The sequence below is a fragment of the Dechloromonas sp. ARDL1 genome (genome assembly GCF_051122455.1).
In the GTDB taxonomy this organism is placed as follows: Bacteria; Pseudomonadota; Gammaproteobacteria; order Burkholderiales; family Rhodocyclaceae; genus Azonexus.
Window position 1 is genome coordinate 340,236 of record NZ_CP168939.1, and the last position, 16,971, is coordinate 357,206.

The following is a 16,971-nucleotide window of genomic DNA, read 5'->3' on the forward strand; positions in this document are numbered from 1 at the left end:
GTGTGTGGAGTTCGATCATGGCCCAAGCTCAAATCATCGCCAAGGTTTCCGTCCTGTCCGGTCAGGCTTACGCCAAGGACAGCGCCGGTAACATGCGCCGCCTCAAAGTGGGCGATGCCATTCGCGAGGGCGAAAGTGTGGTTGCCGCACAGGGGGCGAATGTCGTCCTGGCATTGGTCGATGGTCGTGAAATGACTGTCCGGCCCGGTGAAACCGCCAGGATTGATGCCGAAGTCGCCGCCGCCGTCCCTCCGGATGCTTCCGACAGCGGCATCGCCACCAACAAGCAGGGCTTCCAGGCAATCACCCAGGCCCTGAAGTCGGGTTCCAACCTCGACGATCTGCTTGAAGATACGGCCGCCGGCGCCGGGCCGCAGGGCGGCAATGAAGGGCATACCTTCGTCGAACTGCTGCGCATCGTCGAAACTGTCGATCCGCAGGCCTATCAGTTCGCTACCAATCGTGATCGTCCGCTCGATACCATCGAGGGTGCTCCGCTGGTTTCCAGTGCGGCCACCGCCACCATTCCTGGTACGCCGACGGTCAGCATTCCCGATACCAACAATCCGGGGGTGGGCGATGGCGACAAGACGGTCGCCGAAGCCAGTGGCCCTGTGCCCGGCACTTTCACAATCACGGCACCGGCCGGCTTGGGCAGCCTGACCATCGGCGGCCAGACCTTTACGGTGGCCCAGTTGGCCGATCCAGCTTATCTGGCAGCGCACCCGGTCAACACTGGCGGAGGTCAGCTCACGCTGCAGGGCTATGATCCGCTGACCGGCGTCGTCAGCTATACCTACGATCCCTCCATACAGAATCACAACGGTCCGGTGGTCGACAATATCCCGGTCGTGGTCACCGACTTGCTCGGACGCAGCGCCCCGGACAGTATCGACGTCACCATCACCGACTCGAAGCCGGTGGCGGTCGCCGACGTCAACACCATCACCGAAGACAGCAGCCCGAACACGGTAAGCGGCAACGTCCTGCCGAACGATGCGGTCGGTGCCGACAGCAACGCCACGCCGGTGACGGCGGGGACCTTCGTCAGCGCCAACGGCTACGGCACGCTGGTGCTGAACGCGGACGGCAGCTACACCTACACGCTGAACAACGCCAACCCGACGGTCAATGCGCTCAACGACAACTCGACGCCGCTGACCGACAGCTTCACCTACACCCTGACCGACGGCGACGGCAGCACGACGACCGCGACGCTGACCATCACCATCAACGGCCACACCGACGGCACGCCGGTGATCACGGTACCGGATGCGAACGGCGTCACCCCGGGCCAACTCACCGTTGCCGAAACCGACGGCGCGATGGCCGGCAGCTTCACGATCAGCGCGCAAGCCGGCATCGCCAGCCTGAACGTTGGCGGCACGGTCCTGACCCTGGCCCAACTCAACGCCCTGGGTAGCACCCCGGTGAGCATCACCACCGCCGACGGCACCCTGCGACTGACCGGGTACAACGCTGGCACCGGCGTCGTCAGCTACACCTTCGACCCGGTCGTGCACAGCAGCAACGCCAACGTCCTGGCCAACTTCCCGCTGACCCTGACCGACGCCAACGGCGTGTCGAACGCGGGCACGCTGGGCATCACCATCACCGACTCGAAGCCGGTGGCGGTCGCCGACGTCAACACCATCACCGAAGACAGCAGCCCGAACACGGTAAGCGGCAACGTCCTGCCGAACGATGCGGTCGGTGCCGACAGCAACGCCACGCCGGTGACGGCGGGGACCTTCGTCAGCGCCAACGGCTACGGCACGCTGGTGCTGAACGCGGACGGCAGCTACACCTACACGCTGAACAACGCCAACCCGACGGTCAATGCGCTCAACGACAACTCGACGCCGCTGACCGACAGCTTCACCTACACCCTGACCGACGGCGACGGCAGCACGACGACCGCGACGCTGACCATCACCATCAACGGCCACACCGACGGCACGCCGGTGATCACGGTACCGGATGCGAACGGCGTCACCCCGGGCCAACTCACCGTTGCCGAAACCGACGGCGCGATGGCCGGCAGCTTCACGATCAGCGCGCAAGCCGGCATCGCCAGCCTGAACGTTGGCGGCACGGTCCTGACCCTGGCCCAACTCAACGCCCTGGGTAGCACCCCGGTGAGCATCACCACCGCCGACGGCACCCTGCGACTGACCGGGTACAACGCTGGCACCGGCGTCGTCAGCTACACCTTCGACCCGGTCGTGCACAGCAGCAACGCCAACGTCCTGGCCAACTTCCCGCTGACCCTGACCGACGCCAACGGCGTGTCGAACGCGGGCACGCTGGGCATCACCATCACCGACTCGAAGCCGGTGGCGGTCGCCGACGTCAACACCATCACCGAAGACAGCAGCCCGAACACGGTAAGCGGCAACGTCCTGCCGAACGATGCGGTCGGTGCCGACAGCAACGCCACGCCGGTGACGGCGGGGACCTTCGTCAGCGCCAACGGCTACGGCACGCTGGTGCTGAACGCGGACGGCAGCTACACCTACACGCTGAACAACGCCAACCCGACGGTCAATGCGCTCAACGACAACTCGACGCCGCTGACCGACAGCTTCACCTACACCCTGACCGACGGCGACGGCAGCACGACGACCGCGACGCTGACCATCACCATCAACGGCCACACCGACGGCACGCCGGTGATCACGGTACCGGATGCGAACGGCGTCACCCCGGGCCAACTCACCGTTGCCGAAACCGACGGCGCGATGGCCGGCAGCTTCACGATCAGCGCGCAAGCCGGCATCGCCAGCCTGAACGTTGGCGGCACGGTCCTGACCCTGGCCCAACTCAACGCCCTGGGTAGCACCCCGGTGAGCATCACCACCGCCGACGGCACCCTGCGACTGACCGGGTACAACGCTGGCACCGGCGTCGTCAGCTACACCTTCGACCCGGTCGTGCACAGCAGCAACGCCAACGTCCTGGCCAACTTCCCGCTGACCCTGACCGACGCCAACGGCGTGTCGAACGCGGGCACGCTGGGCATCACCATCACCGACTCGAAGCCGGTGGCGGTCGCCGACGTCAACACCATCACCGAAGACAGCAGCCCGAACACGGTAAGCGGCAACGTCCTGCCGAACGATGCGGTCGGTGCCGACAGCAACGCCACGCCGGTGACGGCGGGGACCTTCGTCAGCGCCAACGGCTACGGCACGCTGGTGCTGAACGCGGACGGCAGCTACACCTACACGCTGAACAACGCCAACCCGACGGTCAATGCGCTCAACGACAACTCGACGCCGCTGACCGACAGCTTCACCTACACCCTGACCGACGGCGACGGCAGCACGACGACCGCGACGCTGACCATCACCATCAACGGCCACACCGACGGCACGCCGGTGATCACGGTACCGGATGCGAACGGCGTCACCCCGGGCCAACTCACCGTTGCCGAAACCGACGGCGCGATGGCCGGCAGCTTCACGATCAGCGCGCAAGCCGGCATCGCCAGCCTGAACGTTGGCGGCACGGTCCTGACCCTGGCCCAACTCAACGCCCTGGGTAGCACCCCGGTGAGCATCACCACCGCCGACGGCACCCTGCGACTGACCGGGTACAACGCTGGCACCGGCGTCGTCAGCTACACCTTCGACCCGGTCGTGCACAGCAGCAACGCCAACGTCCTGGCCAACTTCCCGCTGACCCTGACCGACGCCAACGGCGTGTCGAACGCGGGCACGCTGGGCATCACCATCACCGACTCGAAGCCGGTGGCGGTCGCCGACGTCAACACCATCACCGAAGACAGCAGCCCGAACACGGTAAGCGGCAACGTCCTGCCGAACGATGCGGTCGGTGCCGACAGCAACGCCACGCCGGTGACGGCGGGGACCTTCGTCAGCGCCAACGGCTACGGCACGCTGGTGCTGAACGCGGACGGCAGCTACACCTACACGCTGAACAACGCCAACCCGACGGTCAATGCGCTCAACGACAACTCGACGCCGCTGACCGACAGCTTCACCTACACCCTGACCGACGGCGACGGCAGCACGACGACCGCGACGCTGACCATCACCATCAACGGCCACACCGACGGCACGCCGGTGATCACGGTACCGGATGCGAACGGCGTCACCCCGGGCCAACTCACCGTTGCCGAAACCGACGGCGCGATGGCCGGCAGCTTCACGATCAGCGCGCAAGCCGGCATCGCCAGCCTGAACGTTGGCGGCACGGTCCTGACCCTGGCCCAACTCAACGCCCTGGGTAGCACCCCGGTGAGCATCACCACCGCCGACGGCACCCTGCGACTGACCGGGTACAACGCTGGCACCGGCGTCGTCAGCTACACCTTCGACCCGGTCGTGCACAGCAGCAACGCCAACGTCCTGGCCAACTTCCCGCTGACCCTGACCGACGCCAACGGCGTGTCGAACGCGGGCACGCTGGGCATCACCATCACCGACTCGAAGCCGGTGGCGGTCGCCGACGTCAACACCATCACCGAAGACAGCAGCCCGAACACGGTAAGCGGCAACGTCCTGCCGAACGATGCGGTCGGTGCCGACAGCAACGCCACGCCGGTGACGGCGGGGACCTTCGTCAGCGCCAACGGCTACGGCACGCTGGTGCTGAACGCGGACGGCAGCTACACCTACACGCTGAACAACGCCAACCCGACGGTCAATGCGCTCAACGACAACTCGACGCCGCTGACCGACAGCTTCACCTACACCCTGACCGACGGCGACGGCAGCACGACGACCGCGACGCTGACCATCACCATCAACGGCCACACCGACGGCACGCCGGTGATCACGGTACCGGATGCGAACGGCGTCACCCCGGGCCAACTCACCGTTGCCGAAACCGACGGCGCGATGGCCGGCAGCTTCACGATCAGCGCGCAAGCCGGCATCGCCAGCCTGAACGTTGGCGGCACGGTCCTGACCCTGGCCCAACTCAACGCCCTGGGTAGCACCCCGGTGAGCATCACCACCGCCGACGGCACCCTGCGACTGACCGGGTACAACGCTGGCACCGGCGTCGTCAGCTACACCTTCGACCCGGTCGTGCACAGCAGCAACGCCAACGTCCTGGCCAACTTCCCGCTGACCCTGACCGACGCCAACGGCGTGTCGAACGCGGGCACGCTGGGCATCACCATCACCGACTCGAAGCCGGTGGCGGTCGCCGACGTCAACACCATCACCGAAGACAGCAGCCCGAACACGGTAAGCGGCAACGTCCTGCCGAACGATGCGGTCGGTGCCGACAGCAACGCCACGCCGGTGACGGCGGGGACCTTCGTCAGCGCCAACGGCTACGGCACGCTGGTGCTGAACGCGGACGGCAGCTACACCTACACGCTGAACAACGCCAACCCGACGGTCAATGCGCTCAACGACAACTCGACGCCGCTGACCGACAGCTTCACCTACACCCTGACCGACGGCGACGGCAGCACGACGACCGCGACGCTGACCATCACCATCAACGGCCACACCGACGGCACGCCGGTGATCACGGTACCGGATGCGAACGGCGTCACCCCGGGCCAACTCACCGTTGCCGAAACCGACGGCGCGATGGCCGGCAGCTTCACGATCAGCGCGCAAGCCGGCATCGCCAGCCTGAACGTTGGCGGCACGGTCCTGACCCTGGCCCAACTCAACGCCCTGGGTAGCACCCCGGTGAGCATCACCACCGCCGACGGCACCCTGCGACTGACCGGGTACAACGCTGGCACCGGCGTCGTCAGCTACACCTTCGACCCGGTCGTGCACAGCAGCAACGCCAACGTCCTGGCCAACTTCCCGCTGACCCTGACCGACGCCAACGGCGTGTCGAACGCGGGCACGCTGGGCATCACCATCACCGACTCGAAGCCGGTGGCGGTCGCCGACGTCAACACCATCACCGAAGACAGCAGCCCGAACACGGTAAGCGGCAACGTCCTGCCGAACGATGCGGTCGGTGCCGACAGCAACGCCACGCCGGTGACGGCGGGGACCTTCGTCAGCGCCAACGGCTACGGCACGCTGGTGCTGAACGCGGACGGCAGCTACACCTACACGCTGAACAACGCCAACCCGACGGTCAATGCGCTCAACGACAACTCGACGCCGCTGACCGACAGCTTCACCTACACCCTGACCGACGGCGACGGCAGCACGACGACCGCGACGCTGACCATCACCATCAACGGCCACACCGACGGCACGCCGGTGATCACGGTACCGGATGCGAACGGCGTCACCCCGGGCCAACTCACCGTTGCCGAAACCGACGGCGCGATGGCCGGCAGCTTCACGATCAGCGCGCAAGCCGGCATCGCCAGCCTGAACGTTGGCGGCACGGTCCTGACCCTGGCCCAACTCAACGCCCTGGGTAGCACCCCGGTGAGCATCACCACCGCCGACGGCACCCTGCGACTGACCGGGTACAACGCTGGCACCGGCGTCGTCAGCTACACCTTCGACCCGGTCGTGCACAGCAGCAACGCCAACGTCCTGGCCAACTTCCCGCTGACCCTGACCGACGCCAACGGCGTGTCGAACGCGGGCACGCTGGGCATCACCATCACCGACTCGAAGCCGGTGGCGGTCGCCGACGTCAACACCATCACCGAAGACAGCAGCCCGAACACGGTAAGCGGCAACGTCCTGCCGAACGATGCGGTCGGTGCCGACAGCAACGCCACGCCGGTGACGGCGGGGACCTTCGTCAGCGCCAACGGCTACGGCACGCTGGTGCTGAACGCGGACGGCAGCTACACCTACACGCTGAACAACGCCAACCCGACGGTCAATGCGCTCAACGACAACTCGACGCCGCTGACCGACAGCTTCACCTACACCCTGACCGACGGCGACGGCAGCACGACGACCGCGACGCTGACCATCACCATCAACGGCCACACCGACGGCACGCCGGTGATCACGGTACCGGATGCGAACGGCGTCACCCCGGGCCAACTCACCGTTGCCGAAACCGACGGCGCGATGGCCGGCAGCTTCACGATCAGCGCGCAAGCCGGCATCGCCAGCCTGAACGTTGGCGGCACGGTCCTGACCCTGGCCCAACTCAACGCCCTGGGTAGCACCCCGGTGAGCATCACCACCGCCGACGGCACCCTGCGACTGACCGGGTACAACGCTGGCACCGGCGTCGTCAGCTACACCTTCGACCCGGTCGTGCACAGCAGCAACGCCAACGTCCTGGCCAACTTCCCGCTGACCCTGACCGACGCCAACGGCGTGTCGAACGCGGGCACGCTGGGCATCACCATCACCGACTCGAAGCCGGTGGCGGTCGCCGACGTCAACACCATCACCGAAGACAGCAGCCCGAACACGGTAAGCGGCAACGTCCTGCCGAACGATGCGGTCGGTGCCGACAGCAACGCCACGCCGGTGACGGCGGGGACCTTCGTCAGCGCCAACGGCTACGGCACGCTGGTGCTGAACGCGGACGGCAGCTACACCTACACGCTGAACAACGCCAACCCGACGGTCAATGCGCTCAACGACAACTCGACGCCGCTGACCGACAGCTTCACCTACACCCTGACCGACGGCGACGGCAGCACGACGACCGCGACGCTGACCATCACCATCAACGGCCACACCGACGGCACGCCGGTGATCACGGTACCGGATGCGAACGGCGTCACCCCGGGCCAACTCACCGTTGCCGAAACCGACGGCGCGATGGCCGGCAGCTTCACGATCAGCGCGCAAGCCGGCATCGCCAGCCTGAACGTTGGCGGCACGGTCCTGACCCTGGCCCAACTCAACGCCCTGGGTAGCACCCCGGTGAGCATCACCACCGCCGACGGCACCCTGCGACTGACCGGGTACAACGCTGGCACCGGCGTCGTCAGCTACACCTTCGACCCGGTCGTGCACAGCAGCAACGCCAACGTCCTGGCCAACTTCCCGCTGACCCTGACCGACGCCAACGGCGTGTCGAACGCGGGCACGCTGGGCATCACCATCACCGACTCGAAGCCGGTGGCGGTCGCCGACGTCAACACCATCACCGAAGACAGCAGCCCGAACACGGTAAGCGGCAACGTCCTGCCGAACGATGCGGTCGGTGCCGACAGCAACGCCACGCCGGTGACGGCGGGGACCTTCGTCAGCGCCAACGGCTACGGCACGCTGGTGCTGAACGCGGACGGCAGCTACACCTACACGCTGAACAACGCCAACCCGACGGTCAATGCGCTCAACGACAACTCGACGCCGCTGACCGACAGCTTCACCTACACCCTGACCGACGGCGACGGCAGCACGACGACCGCGACGCTGACCATCACCATCAACGGCCACACCGACGGCACGCCGGTGATCACGGTACCGGATGCGAACGGCGTCACCCCGGGCCAACTCACCGTTGCCGAAACCGACGGCGCGATGGCCGGCAGCTTCACGATCAGCGCGCAAGCCGGCATCGCCAGCCTGAACGTTGGCGGCACGGTCCTGACCCTGGCCCAACTCAACGCCCTGGGTAGCACCCCGGTGAGCATCACCACCGCCGACGGCACCCTGCGACTGACCGGGTACAACGCTGGCACCGGCGTCGTCAGCTACACCTTCGACCCGGTCGTGCACAGCAGCAACGCCAACGTCCTGGCCAACTTCCCGCTGACCCTGACCGACGCCAACGGCGTGTCGAACGCGGGCACGCTGGGCATCACCATCACCGACTCGAAGCCGGTGGCGGTCGCCGACGTCAACACCATCACCGAAGACAGCAGCCCGAACACGGTAAGCGGCAACGTCCTGCCGAACGATGCGGTCGGTGCCGACAGCAACGCCACGCCGGTGACGGCGGGGACCTTCGTCAGCGCCAACGGCTACGGCACGCTGGTGCTGAACGCGGACGGCAGCTACACCTACACGCTGAACAACGCCAACCCGACGGTCAATGCGCTCAACGACAACTCGACGCCGCTGACCGACAGCTTCACCTACACCCTGACCGACGGCGACGGCAGCACGACGACCGCGACGCTGACCATCACCATCAACGGCCACACCGACGGCACGCCGGTGATCACGGTACCGGATGCGAACGGCGTCACCCCGGGCCAACTCACCGTTGCCGAAACCGACGGCGCGATGGCCGGCAGCTTCACGATCAGCGCGCAAGCCGGCATCGCCAGCCTGAACGTTGGCGGCACGGTCCTGACCCTGGCCCAACTCAACGCCCTGGGTAGCACCCCGGTGAGCATCACCACCGCCGACGGCACCCTGCGACTGACCGGGTACAACGCTGGCACCGGCGTCGTCAGCTACACCTTCGACCCGGTCGTGCACAGCAGCAACGCCAACGTCCTGGCCAACTTCCCGCTGACCCTGACCGACGCCAACGGCGTGTCGAACGCGGGCACGCTGGGCATCACCATCACCGACTCGAAGCCGGTGGCGGTCGCCGACGTCAACACCATCACCGAAGACAGCAGCCCGAACACGGTAAGCGGCAACGTCCTGCCGAACGATGCGGTCGGTGCCGACAGCAACGCCACGCCGGTGACGGCGGGGACCTTCGTCAGCGCCAACGGCTACGGCACGCTGGTGCTGAACGCGGACGGCAGCTACACCTACACGCTGAACAACGCCAACCCGACGGTCAATGCGCTCAACGACAACTCGACGCCGCTGACCGACAGCTTCACCTACACCCTGACCGACGGCGACGGCAGCACGACGACCGCGACGCTGACCATCACCATCAACGGCCACACCGACGGCACGCCGGTGATCACGGTACCGGATGCGAACGGCGTCACCCCGGGCCAACTCACCGTTGCCGAAACCGACGGCGCGATGGCCGGCAGCTTCACGATCAGCGCGCAAGCCGGCATCGCCAGCCTGAACGTTGGCGGCACGGTCCTGACCCTGGCCCAACTCAACGCCCTGGGTAGCACCCCGGTGAGCATCACCACCGCCGACGGCACCCTGCGACTGACCGGGTACAACGCTGGCACCGGCGTCGTCAGCTACACCTTCGACCCGGTCGTGCACAGCAGCAACGCCAACGTCCTGGCCAACTTCCCGCTGACCCTGACCGACGCCAACGGCGTGTCGAACGCGGGCACGCTGGGCATCACCATCACCGACTCGAAGCCGGTGGCGGTCGCCGACGTCAACACCATCACCGAAGACAGCAGCCCGAACACGGTAAGCGGCAACGTCCTGCCGAACGATGCGGTCGGTGCCGACAGCAACGCCACGCCGGTGACGGCGGGGACCTTCGTCAGCGCCAACGGCTACGGCACGCTGGTGCTGAACGCGGACGGCAGCTACACCTACACGCTGAACAACGCCAACCCGACGGTCAATGCGCTCAACGACAACTCGACGCCGCTGACCGACAGCTTCACCTACACCCTGACCGACGGCGACGGCAGCACGACGACCGCGACGCTGACCATCACCATCAACGGTAAAAACGATGCCCCGATTGACGGCAACGAAACCAACACGGTCACCGAAGACACGACGCTGACGGTTGCCAACGGCGCGGCCGGCGACCTGCTCAACAACGCCAGCGACGTTGACGGCGACAGCCTGAGCATCACCGGCTACACCATCGCCGGCATCAGCGGCACGCAAGCAGTCGGCAGCGCCGTCGCCATCGCCAACGTCGGCAGCATCACCATCAACGCCGACGGCAGCTACAGCTTCGTCCCGGTCGCCAACTACACCGGTGCCATCCCGGTCATCACCTACACCGTCTCGGACGGCAAGGGCGGTACCGACACCTCGACGCTGACCCTGAGCATGACCCCGGTCAACGATGCACCGGTCGACGGCAACGAAACCAACACGGTCACCGAAGACACGACGCTGACGGTCGCCAACGGCGCGGCCGGCGACCTGCTCAACAACGCCAGCGACGTTGACGGCGACAGCCTGAGCATCACCGGCTACACCATCGCCGGCATCAGCGGCACCCAAGCAGTCGGTAGCGCCGTCGCCATCGCCAACGTCGGCAGCATCACCATCAACGCCGACGGCAGCTACAGCTTCGTCCCGGTCGCCAACTACACCGGTGCCATCCCGGTCATCACCTACACCGTCTCGGACGGCAAGGGCGGTACCGACACCTCGACGCTGACCCTGAGCATGACCCCGGTCAACGATGCACCGGTCGACGGCAACGAAACCAACACGGTCACCGAAGACACGACGCTGACGGTCGCCAACGGCGCGGCCGGCGACCTGCTCAACAACGCCAGCGACGTTGACGGCGACAGCCTGAGCATCACCGGCTACACCATCGCCGGCATCAGCGGCACCCAAGCAGTCGGTAGCGCCGTCGCCATCGCCAACGTCGGCAGCATCACCATCAACGCCGACGGCAGCTACAGCTTCGTCCCGGTCGCCAACTACACCGGTGCCATCCCGGTCATCACCTACACCGTCTCGGACGGCAAGGGCGGTACCGACACCTCGACGCTGACCCTGAGCATGACCCCGGTCAACGATGCACCGGTTGTGAGCGGCGCTACTGTTTCTGGTACCGAAGACACGGCCTTGTTGCTGAATTGGAGCAATTTCGGGGTCAGCGATATCGATAGTCCGACAATCACCTCGGTTACTGTCACGGTTCTGCCGACGGATGGTGTGCTGCAACGCTTCAATACCGGAACCTCCACATGGACCACAGTGAGTGCCGGGCAGGCGATCAGCAAGGCGGATGTTGATGCGGGATATATCCGCTTCGTTCCGGATGCCAACGAGTCGGGAGGCAGCATGTTCCCGACTGCAGGCTTGGGGGATCAGCGTAGCACTTACGCAAGCTTCCAGATTTCGGCGACGGACAGCAGCGGTGCGAGTGCGACAGGGACCGTCAGCGTCAATATTGCTCCGGTCGTCGATACGCCGCTCATCAGCATGAGCGGTACCGGTTTTGTCGTGCAGTCGATTACTGCAGGAAATATCTCAACGACTACGAACGGCTTCCAGGTCAGCGCGTTGAGTGCAGGCGGGCCGGGAACGATCAGTATGAACGGTGCACCTTCCGGCTTTGGAGTGGCGGGGAATCCATCCGGCTCTGGCGATGGCGCTCCAGCTGAGATCGGCGGAAACAACAGCGAGGCGATTGTCGTACGCTTCGATAATGCGGTGTCGTCAATCGATGTCTCGTTTGCCTGGAAGGCTCCCGCTGAGACGGCGTTGGTGGAGTTTTACAGGAATGGTGTACTGATCGGTTCAAATACTTACCAGGGTGGGTCGGATGGAGTCGACCCGGCGATCTTGCTACAGCCGTCAGGTGGTGGAATGTTCGACGAGGTGCGTTTCAAAGCACCGGGGCTTAACGATGATTATCTGATCAATTCCATCGCGTTCGAGCGCACAGTCAGTTCAACCTCGACGGTAACCGTTCGTGAAGATCAGGCCGTTCCTTTGAACGTGACTTCGGCGAGAACCGATCTGGATGGATCGGAAAGCCTTTCGACGACAATCAGCGGTGTTCCGGCTGGCTATACCCTGACGGATGGTGTCCACAGCTTTACCGGCAGCGTGGGGGCAAGCAGTGTCAATGTCAGCAGTTGGAATCTGTCAGCCTTGCAGCTGACGGCGCCAACCCATGCCAGTGGCTCGATTACCCTGACGGCAACCGCGACGGCCACGGAAACCTCTACTGGCGCCCAGTCCTCCGCCTCGACCTCCCTGCAGGTCAATATTCAACCGGTTGCGGATGTGCCCTCGCTGACAGTCAAGGCACCGTCGTCGCTGCTGGTCTTTGAGAACAGTTGGGAAACAGTCGCAAACGGCGATGCGACGAGTGAGGCGGTTGCATCGACGACGCTTGAGGGCTGGACGCTGGTTACGACCCCCGATTCGTTCGCCGGCGGCACCAACGTTTTCGAGGTTTGGGCCGATCGCGATTCGCAGCAGCGTCAGGACGGCGGAAACAATACGGTGCACGCGGCCCCGGGTAATGGCAATAATTTCCTGGAACTCAACAATGCCGACAACAACGGAGCCCTGGTTCAGACGCTGGGTATCAGCCGCTCGGTCAGTACGGTTGCCGGTACGGTCTACGAGTTGTCCTTCGATTACGCTGGTCGGCCGGGCTTTGGTGTCGATTACACGCGCATTGGCATGTATGTTGATGGTGTTCTGGTCCAGCAGTATGCCGCCACCAGCCCCCAGTCATCGATTGACTGGAAGAATTTGACTTTCAGCTTTACCGGCGATGGCGCAAACCACACGGTGATGATCAAGACCGATGCCTCTCAGTTCCATACCAGTGGCCGTGGGGCATTTATTGATGATCTGAAGATGATTGCCTTCCAAGGGGTGAGTGCCGGTAACGCGGGTGGTGGCATTACATCCGTTGCGCTGGCGAATTACGTGACCGCCGGGCTGGTCGATACGGATGGTTCGGAGACGCTCAGCCTTGCCTTTGCAGGTGTTCCGGCGGGGGCTACCATCGTTACCGGGTCGGGGACCTATGCTGCGGTTGGCGGCGTGATCACGATCAGTGCCAATGAACTGGCGAGTGCGCAATTGCGGTTTGCCGATTCGGTTACAGGTTCCCTGAGTATTGGTGTGACCGCCATTGCGACTGAAACCGCCAACGGTGATCAGGCGACTTCGGCATCGCAGACGCTCAACCTGGAGGTTCGACCGAAGTTCTCGTCTACCGATACGTTGTATGACGAGGTCAATGGCTACACCGACATCTTGGGGACGACCGGTAACGATACGACTGTGCTGGACGGCACCTCGGGCAACGATCTGATCAAGGGCGGGGCAGGTGACGATCGTTTGGGAGGAACGCTGGGTACGGGCGGGAACGACGTGCTGGATGGCGGGGTCGGGAATGATACCTTGCGTGGCGGTGCCGGCAACGATGTGCTGATCGGAGGCGCGGGCAACGATACGCTGACCGGCGGTACCGGTGCCGATACCTTTGCCTGGGTGCTGGCAGACCGGGGAACGCCGGGTGCGCCTGCTTCCGACGTGGTCACCGATTTCAACGAAAATGCAGGGGACAAGCTGGACCTGCGCGATCTGTTGGTCGGCGAACTACACAGCGGCACCAATGTCGGCAACCTGGCGAACTACCTGCATTTCGAGGCATCGGGTGCGAATACCATCGTCCGGATCAGTTCGACCGGAGGGTTCTCCAGTGGCTACAGCGCAGCCCAGGTCGATCAGCAGATCACGCTGCAGGGCGTGGCCCTGAGTGGCACGGATCAGCAGATCATCCAGCAGCTGCTGACCAATAACAAGTTGGTTACCGACTGATTCTCGCCATTGAGCAATGAAAAAGGGGCAACTTCGGTTGCCCCTTTTGCTTTGAACCCGGATCGTGATTCGGCGCCCGGGTAAGGCGCTACTCAGCCCTCGTGCTTGCGCAACTTGACCACGCTCGGAATATGGATCTTCCGGCCCTCGACGACAATCAGGCCGAGTTCGGTCAGTTCGTGCAGGATGCGCGAGAAGTGCTCCTGGGTCAGGTTAAGGCGGGAGGCGATGACGCCCTTGTTGGTCGGCAGGGTAACGGCGACGTTGATGCCGTCGTGGTCCGCTTCGGGAAGCTCGCGGAGGAGATAGCCGATGATCCGCTGCTTGCCAGAGTGCAGCGAATACGACTCAACGTCGGTCATCAGCTGGTGCAGGCGCATGGCCATGCCGGCCAGCATCTTGCGGCAGAGGTTGTGGTCGCGCTGCAGTTCTTCGTAGACCGCTGCCTTGGAAACGTGCAGCAGCAACGAGTCGGTCAGGGCCTGGGCGAAGACGATGTAGGGCTTGTCCATGAACATGATGGCTTCGCCGAAACTTTGCCCCTGGGTCAGGATTTCGACGACCTTTTCGCTGCCCTGCTGCGACGTGAAGGCCAGCTTGATCTGGCCATAGACCAGCAGGTGAAAGCCCGAGCAGGGATCGCCCTTGTGAAAAAGAATGTCGCCCTTGCTGGCGTGGATTTCACGCGTGCTCCTGGCGATCCGCGAAATCTCTTCCGGAGCCAGGCTGTTGAACAGCGGTACGTGGGTCAGTAGCGCTTCGATATTGATGGGGTGATTTCCATGCATGATCAATCTTGCCTGAAGGAGGACAGTCGATGGTGGCACCGAGCTAATACTTTGGCAATACTTCTTAGTGACTATGGATTCAGTGGCGAGTCAGCTGTACGTACAGCAAAGGGAGTCGCCGTGGCAGTTCCTCGGGTTTGCGAATGACGCAGAATCCGGCCGGGCCGAAGAGGTAGGGCAGATAGGCGCCCGCTTCGCGGTCGATGGTGACGCAGAACGGCGTCAGGCCCATGGCGCGCGCTTCGTGGACTGCCAGGCGGGTGTCTTCTATGCCGTAGCGAGAGTCGTACAGATCGAGGTCATTCGGTTTGCCGTCGGTGATGATCAGCAGCAGGCGACGGCTGGCCGGCTGTTCGGCCAGGATATTGGCCGATTGGCGGATGGCTGCACCCATCCGGGTGTAGTAGCCGGGCTTGATGGCCAGGATGCGACCGCGTGCCGCAGCGTCGTAGCGCTTGCCGAAGTCCTTGAGCAGATGAAAGCGGATGTTCTGGCGGCGCAGCGAGGAAAAACCGTAGATGCCGAAGCGGTCGCCAGTGGCGGTCAGCGCCTCGGAAAACAGCAGCAGCGAATCGCGAATGACGTCGACGATGCGGTGACTGTCCGAGATCGGCGCATCGGTGGACATCGACAGGTCAGCAAGCAGCAGGCAGGCCAGGTCGCGTTCGCATCGGGCTTGGGCGAGATAGCCGCCGGATTCCGGCGTATGCCCCGAAGCGCGGTCCGCATGGTTGCGCACGCAGGCATCGACATCAAGTTCCGGGCCGTCGGGTTGCCCCTTCAGCCAGCGCCGTTGCGGGGCGAGGGCGGCAAACTGGCCGCGCAGCTTCTTCGCCGTCGCTGCCAGTTCCTGCGGCAAGGCGGCGGGTTCGGCATCGTGGGCGATCATCGGCTGGATCAGGCAATGCTTCTCCTGCATCAGCGATTTGCGGTAGTCCCATTCCGGAAGGGCGATGCCCGGGCCGATTGGCGTGTCGTCCTCGGCGGCCGAAGGCAGGTCAAGGTCGAACTTGACGCGCGATTTGGCAGTCTGTCCATCGCGGGTCAGCGATAGTTGATCGAGATCCTTGGCGGCATCCTTGGCATTCGGATCTTCATCCTCATCGAAGGCACGGTTGACGCGCACGTATTCCGCCCAGGTTGGCAGGCTTTCGGCGCGGAACATGGCAAGCATGGGCGCCTTGTTGTCCGGGGTATCGACTTGCTCGGCCTTGTGCGCTTCCTTAGTGGCTTCGGTATTGCCACTGCCTTCCGGTGGGAGTTCCCCGTTGGGGTCGGCAACCCGGCCGGCTACGCGCTCCTCGGCAGCAATCAGCCAGAGCAGCACCGGCTGCGGTGGGCGGGATTTCTTTGAATTGAGCGGCGGCAGGCCTTCCACGCTGCCCGGCGTACGCAGTGCCTGGCGCAGGGCTTCTTCCTGCGCGGCCTCGTCAGGCAGCAAGTCGGCGGGCGGGATGCGGCCGGCGATATGCGCCTCGACCAGCCGCTCGTAGCGTGGGCGCAGTCCAGGGTAGCGCTGCAGCGTGGTTTGGGCGGCAATCTGGTTGCGCAGGAACCACGGCTGGTTCTGGGCGATATCGCAGGCGGCAATGGCCGAAAGCCAGAGGTAGAGGTCGCGGTTCAGCGACTTTTCCGGGAAGGCGGCAATTTCGGGCGGTAGGCGCAAGGTTTCGGCATCGCGTCGGCCCTGGGTGATTTTTTCGTTACTGCCGGCGAGGCGCTCCAGCCAGCGTCGGCGGGCACCGTGCTGCTCGGCCGTCGCAGCCGCGACCTTGAGCCCCGGGTCGCCGCCGAAAGCGCGGAACAGGATGCCCGCCGTCTTTTCGACATCAACCAGTTTGACCGCGGCTTGCGGGTAATGTCCCCCGGCGGCCTTGGTCACCCAGTTATGCCAGATTTTGCCGATGAATTCTTCCATGTCA

At 64.6% G+C, this 16,971-nt stretch carries 3 protein-coding genes; 1 reads left to right on the forward strand and 2 read right to left on the reverse strand.

Translation table 11 applies throughout. The features are described 5' to 3' along the window. Positions 1-17 precede the first annotated feature (17 nt). On the forward strand, positions 18-14,261 hold the full coding sequence (locus AB6Q56_RS01695) for a retention module-containing protein (RefSeq protein ID WP_434515475.1): 14,244 nt from the start codon (positions 18-20) through the stop codon (positions 14,259-14,261). Positions 14,262-14,353: 92 nt separating this feature from the next. On the opposite strand, the gene AB6Q56_RS01700 is transcribed toward AB6Q56_RS01695, so the two are convergent. Further along, positions 14,354-15,049 (reverse strand): Crp/Fnr family transcriptional regulator, encoded by a 696-nt coding sequence (locus AB6Q56_RS01700; RefSeq protein WP_434515476.1) that lies wholly within the window; start codon positions 15,047-15,049, stop codon positions 14,354-14,356. A gap of 79 nt (positions 15,050-15,128) precedes the next feature. Continuing rightward, positions 15,129-16,967, reverse strand: a complete 1,839-nt coding sequence (locus AB6Q56_RS01705; RefSeq protein WP_434515477.1) for a nitric oxide reductase activation protein NorD — start codon at positions 16,965-16,967, stop codon at positions 15,129-15,131. Positions 16,968-16,971: the final 4 nt, after the last annotated feature.

Coding starts and splice junctions, on each gene's coding strand:
- AB6Q56_RS01700 (WP_434515476.1), bottom strand. CDS start 15,049: ATGCATGGAAATCACCCCATCAATATCGAAGCGCTACTGACCCACGTA.
- AB6Q56_RS01705 (WP_434515477.1), bottom strand. CDS start 16,967: ATGGAAGAATTCATCGGCAAAATCTGGCATAACTGGGTGACCAAGGCC.
- AB6Q56_RS01695 (WP_434515475.1), top strand. CDS start 18: ATGGCCCAAGCTCAAATCATCGCCAAGGTTTCCGTCCTGTCCGGTCAG.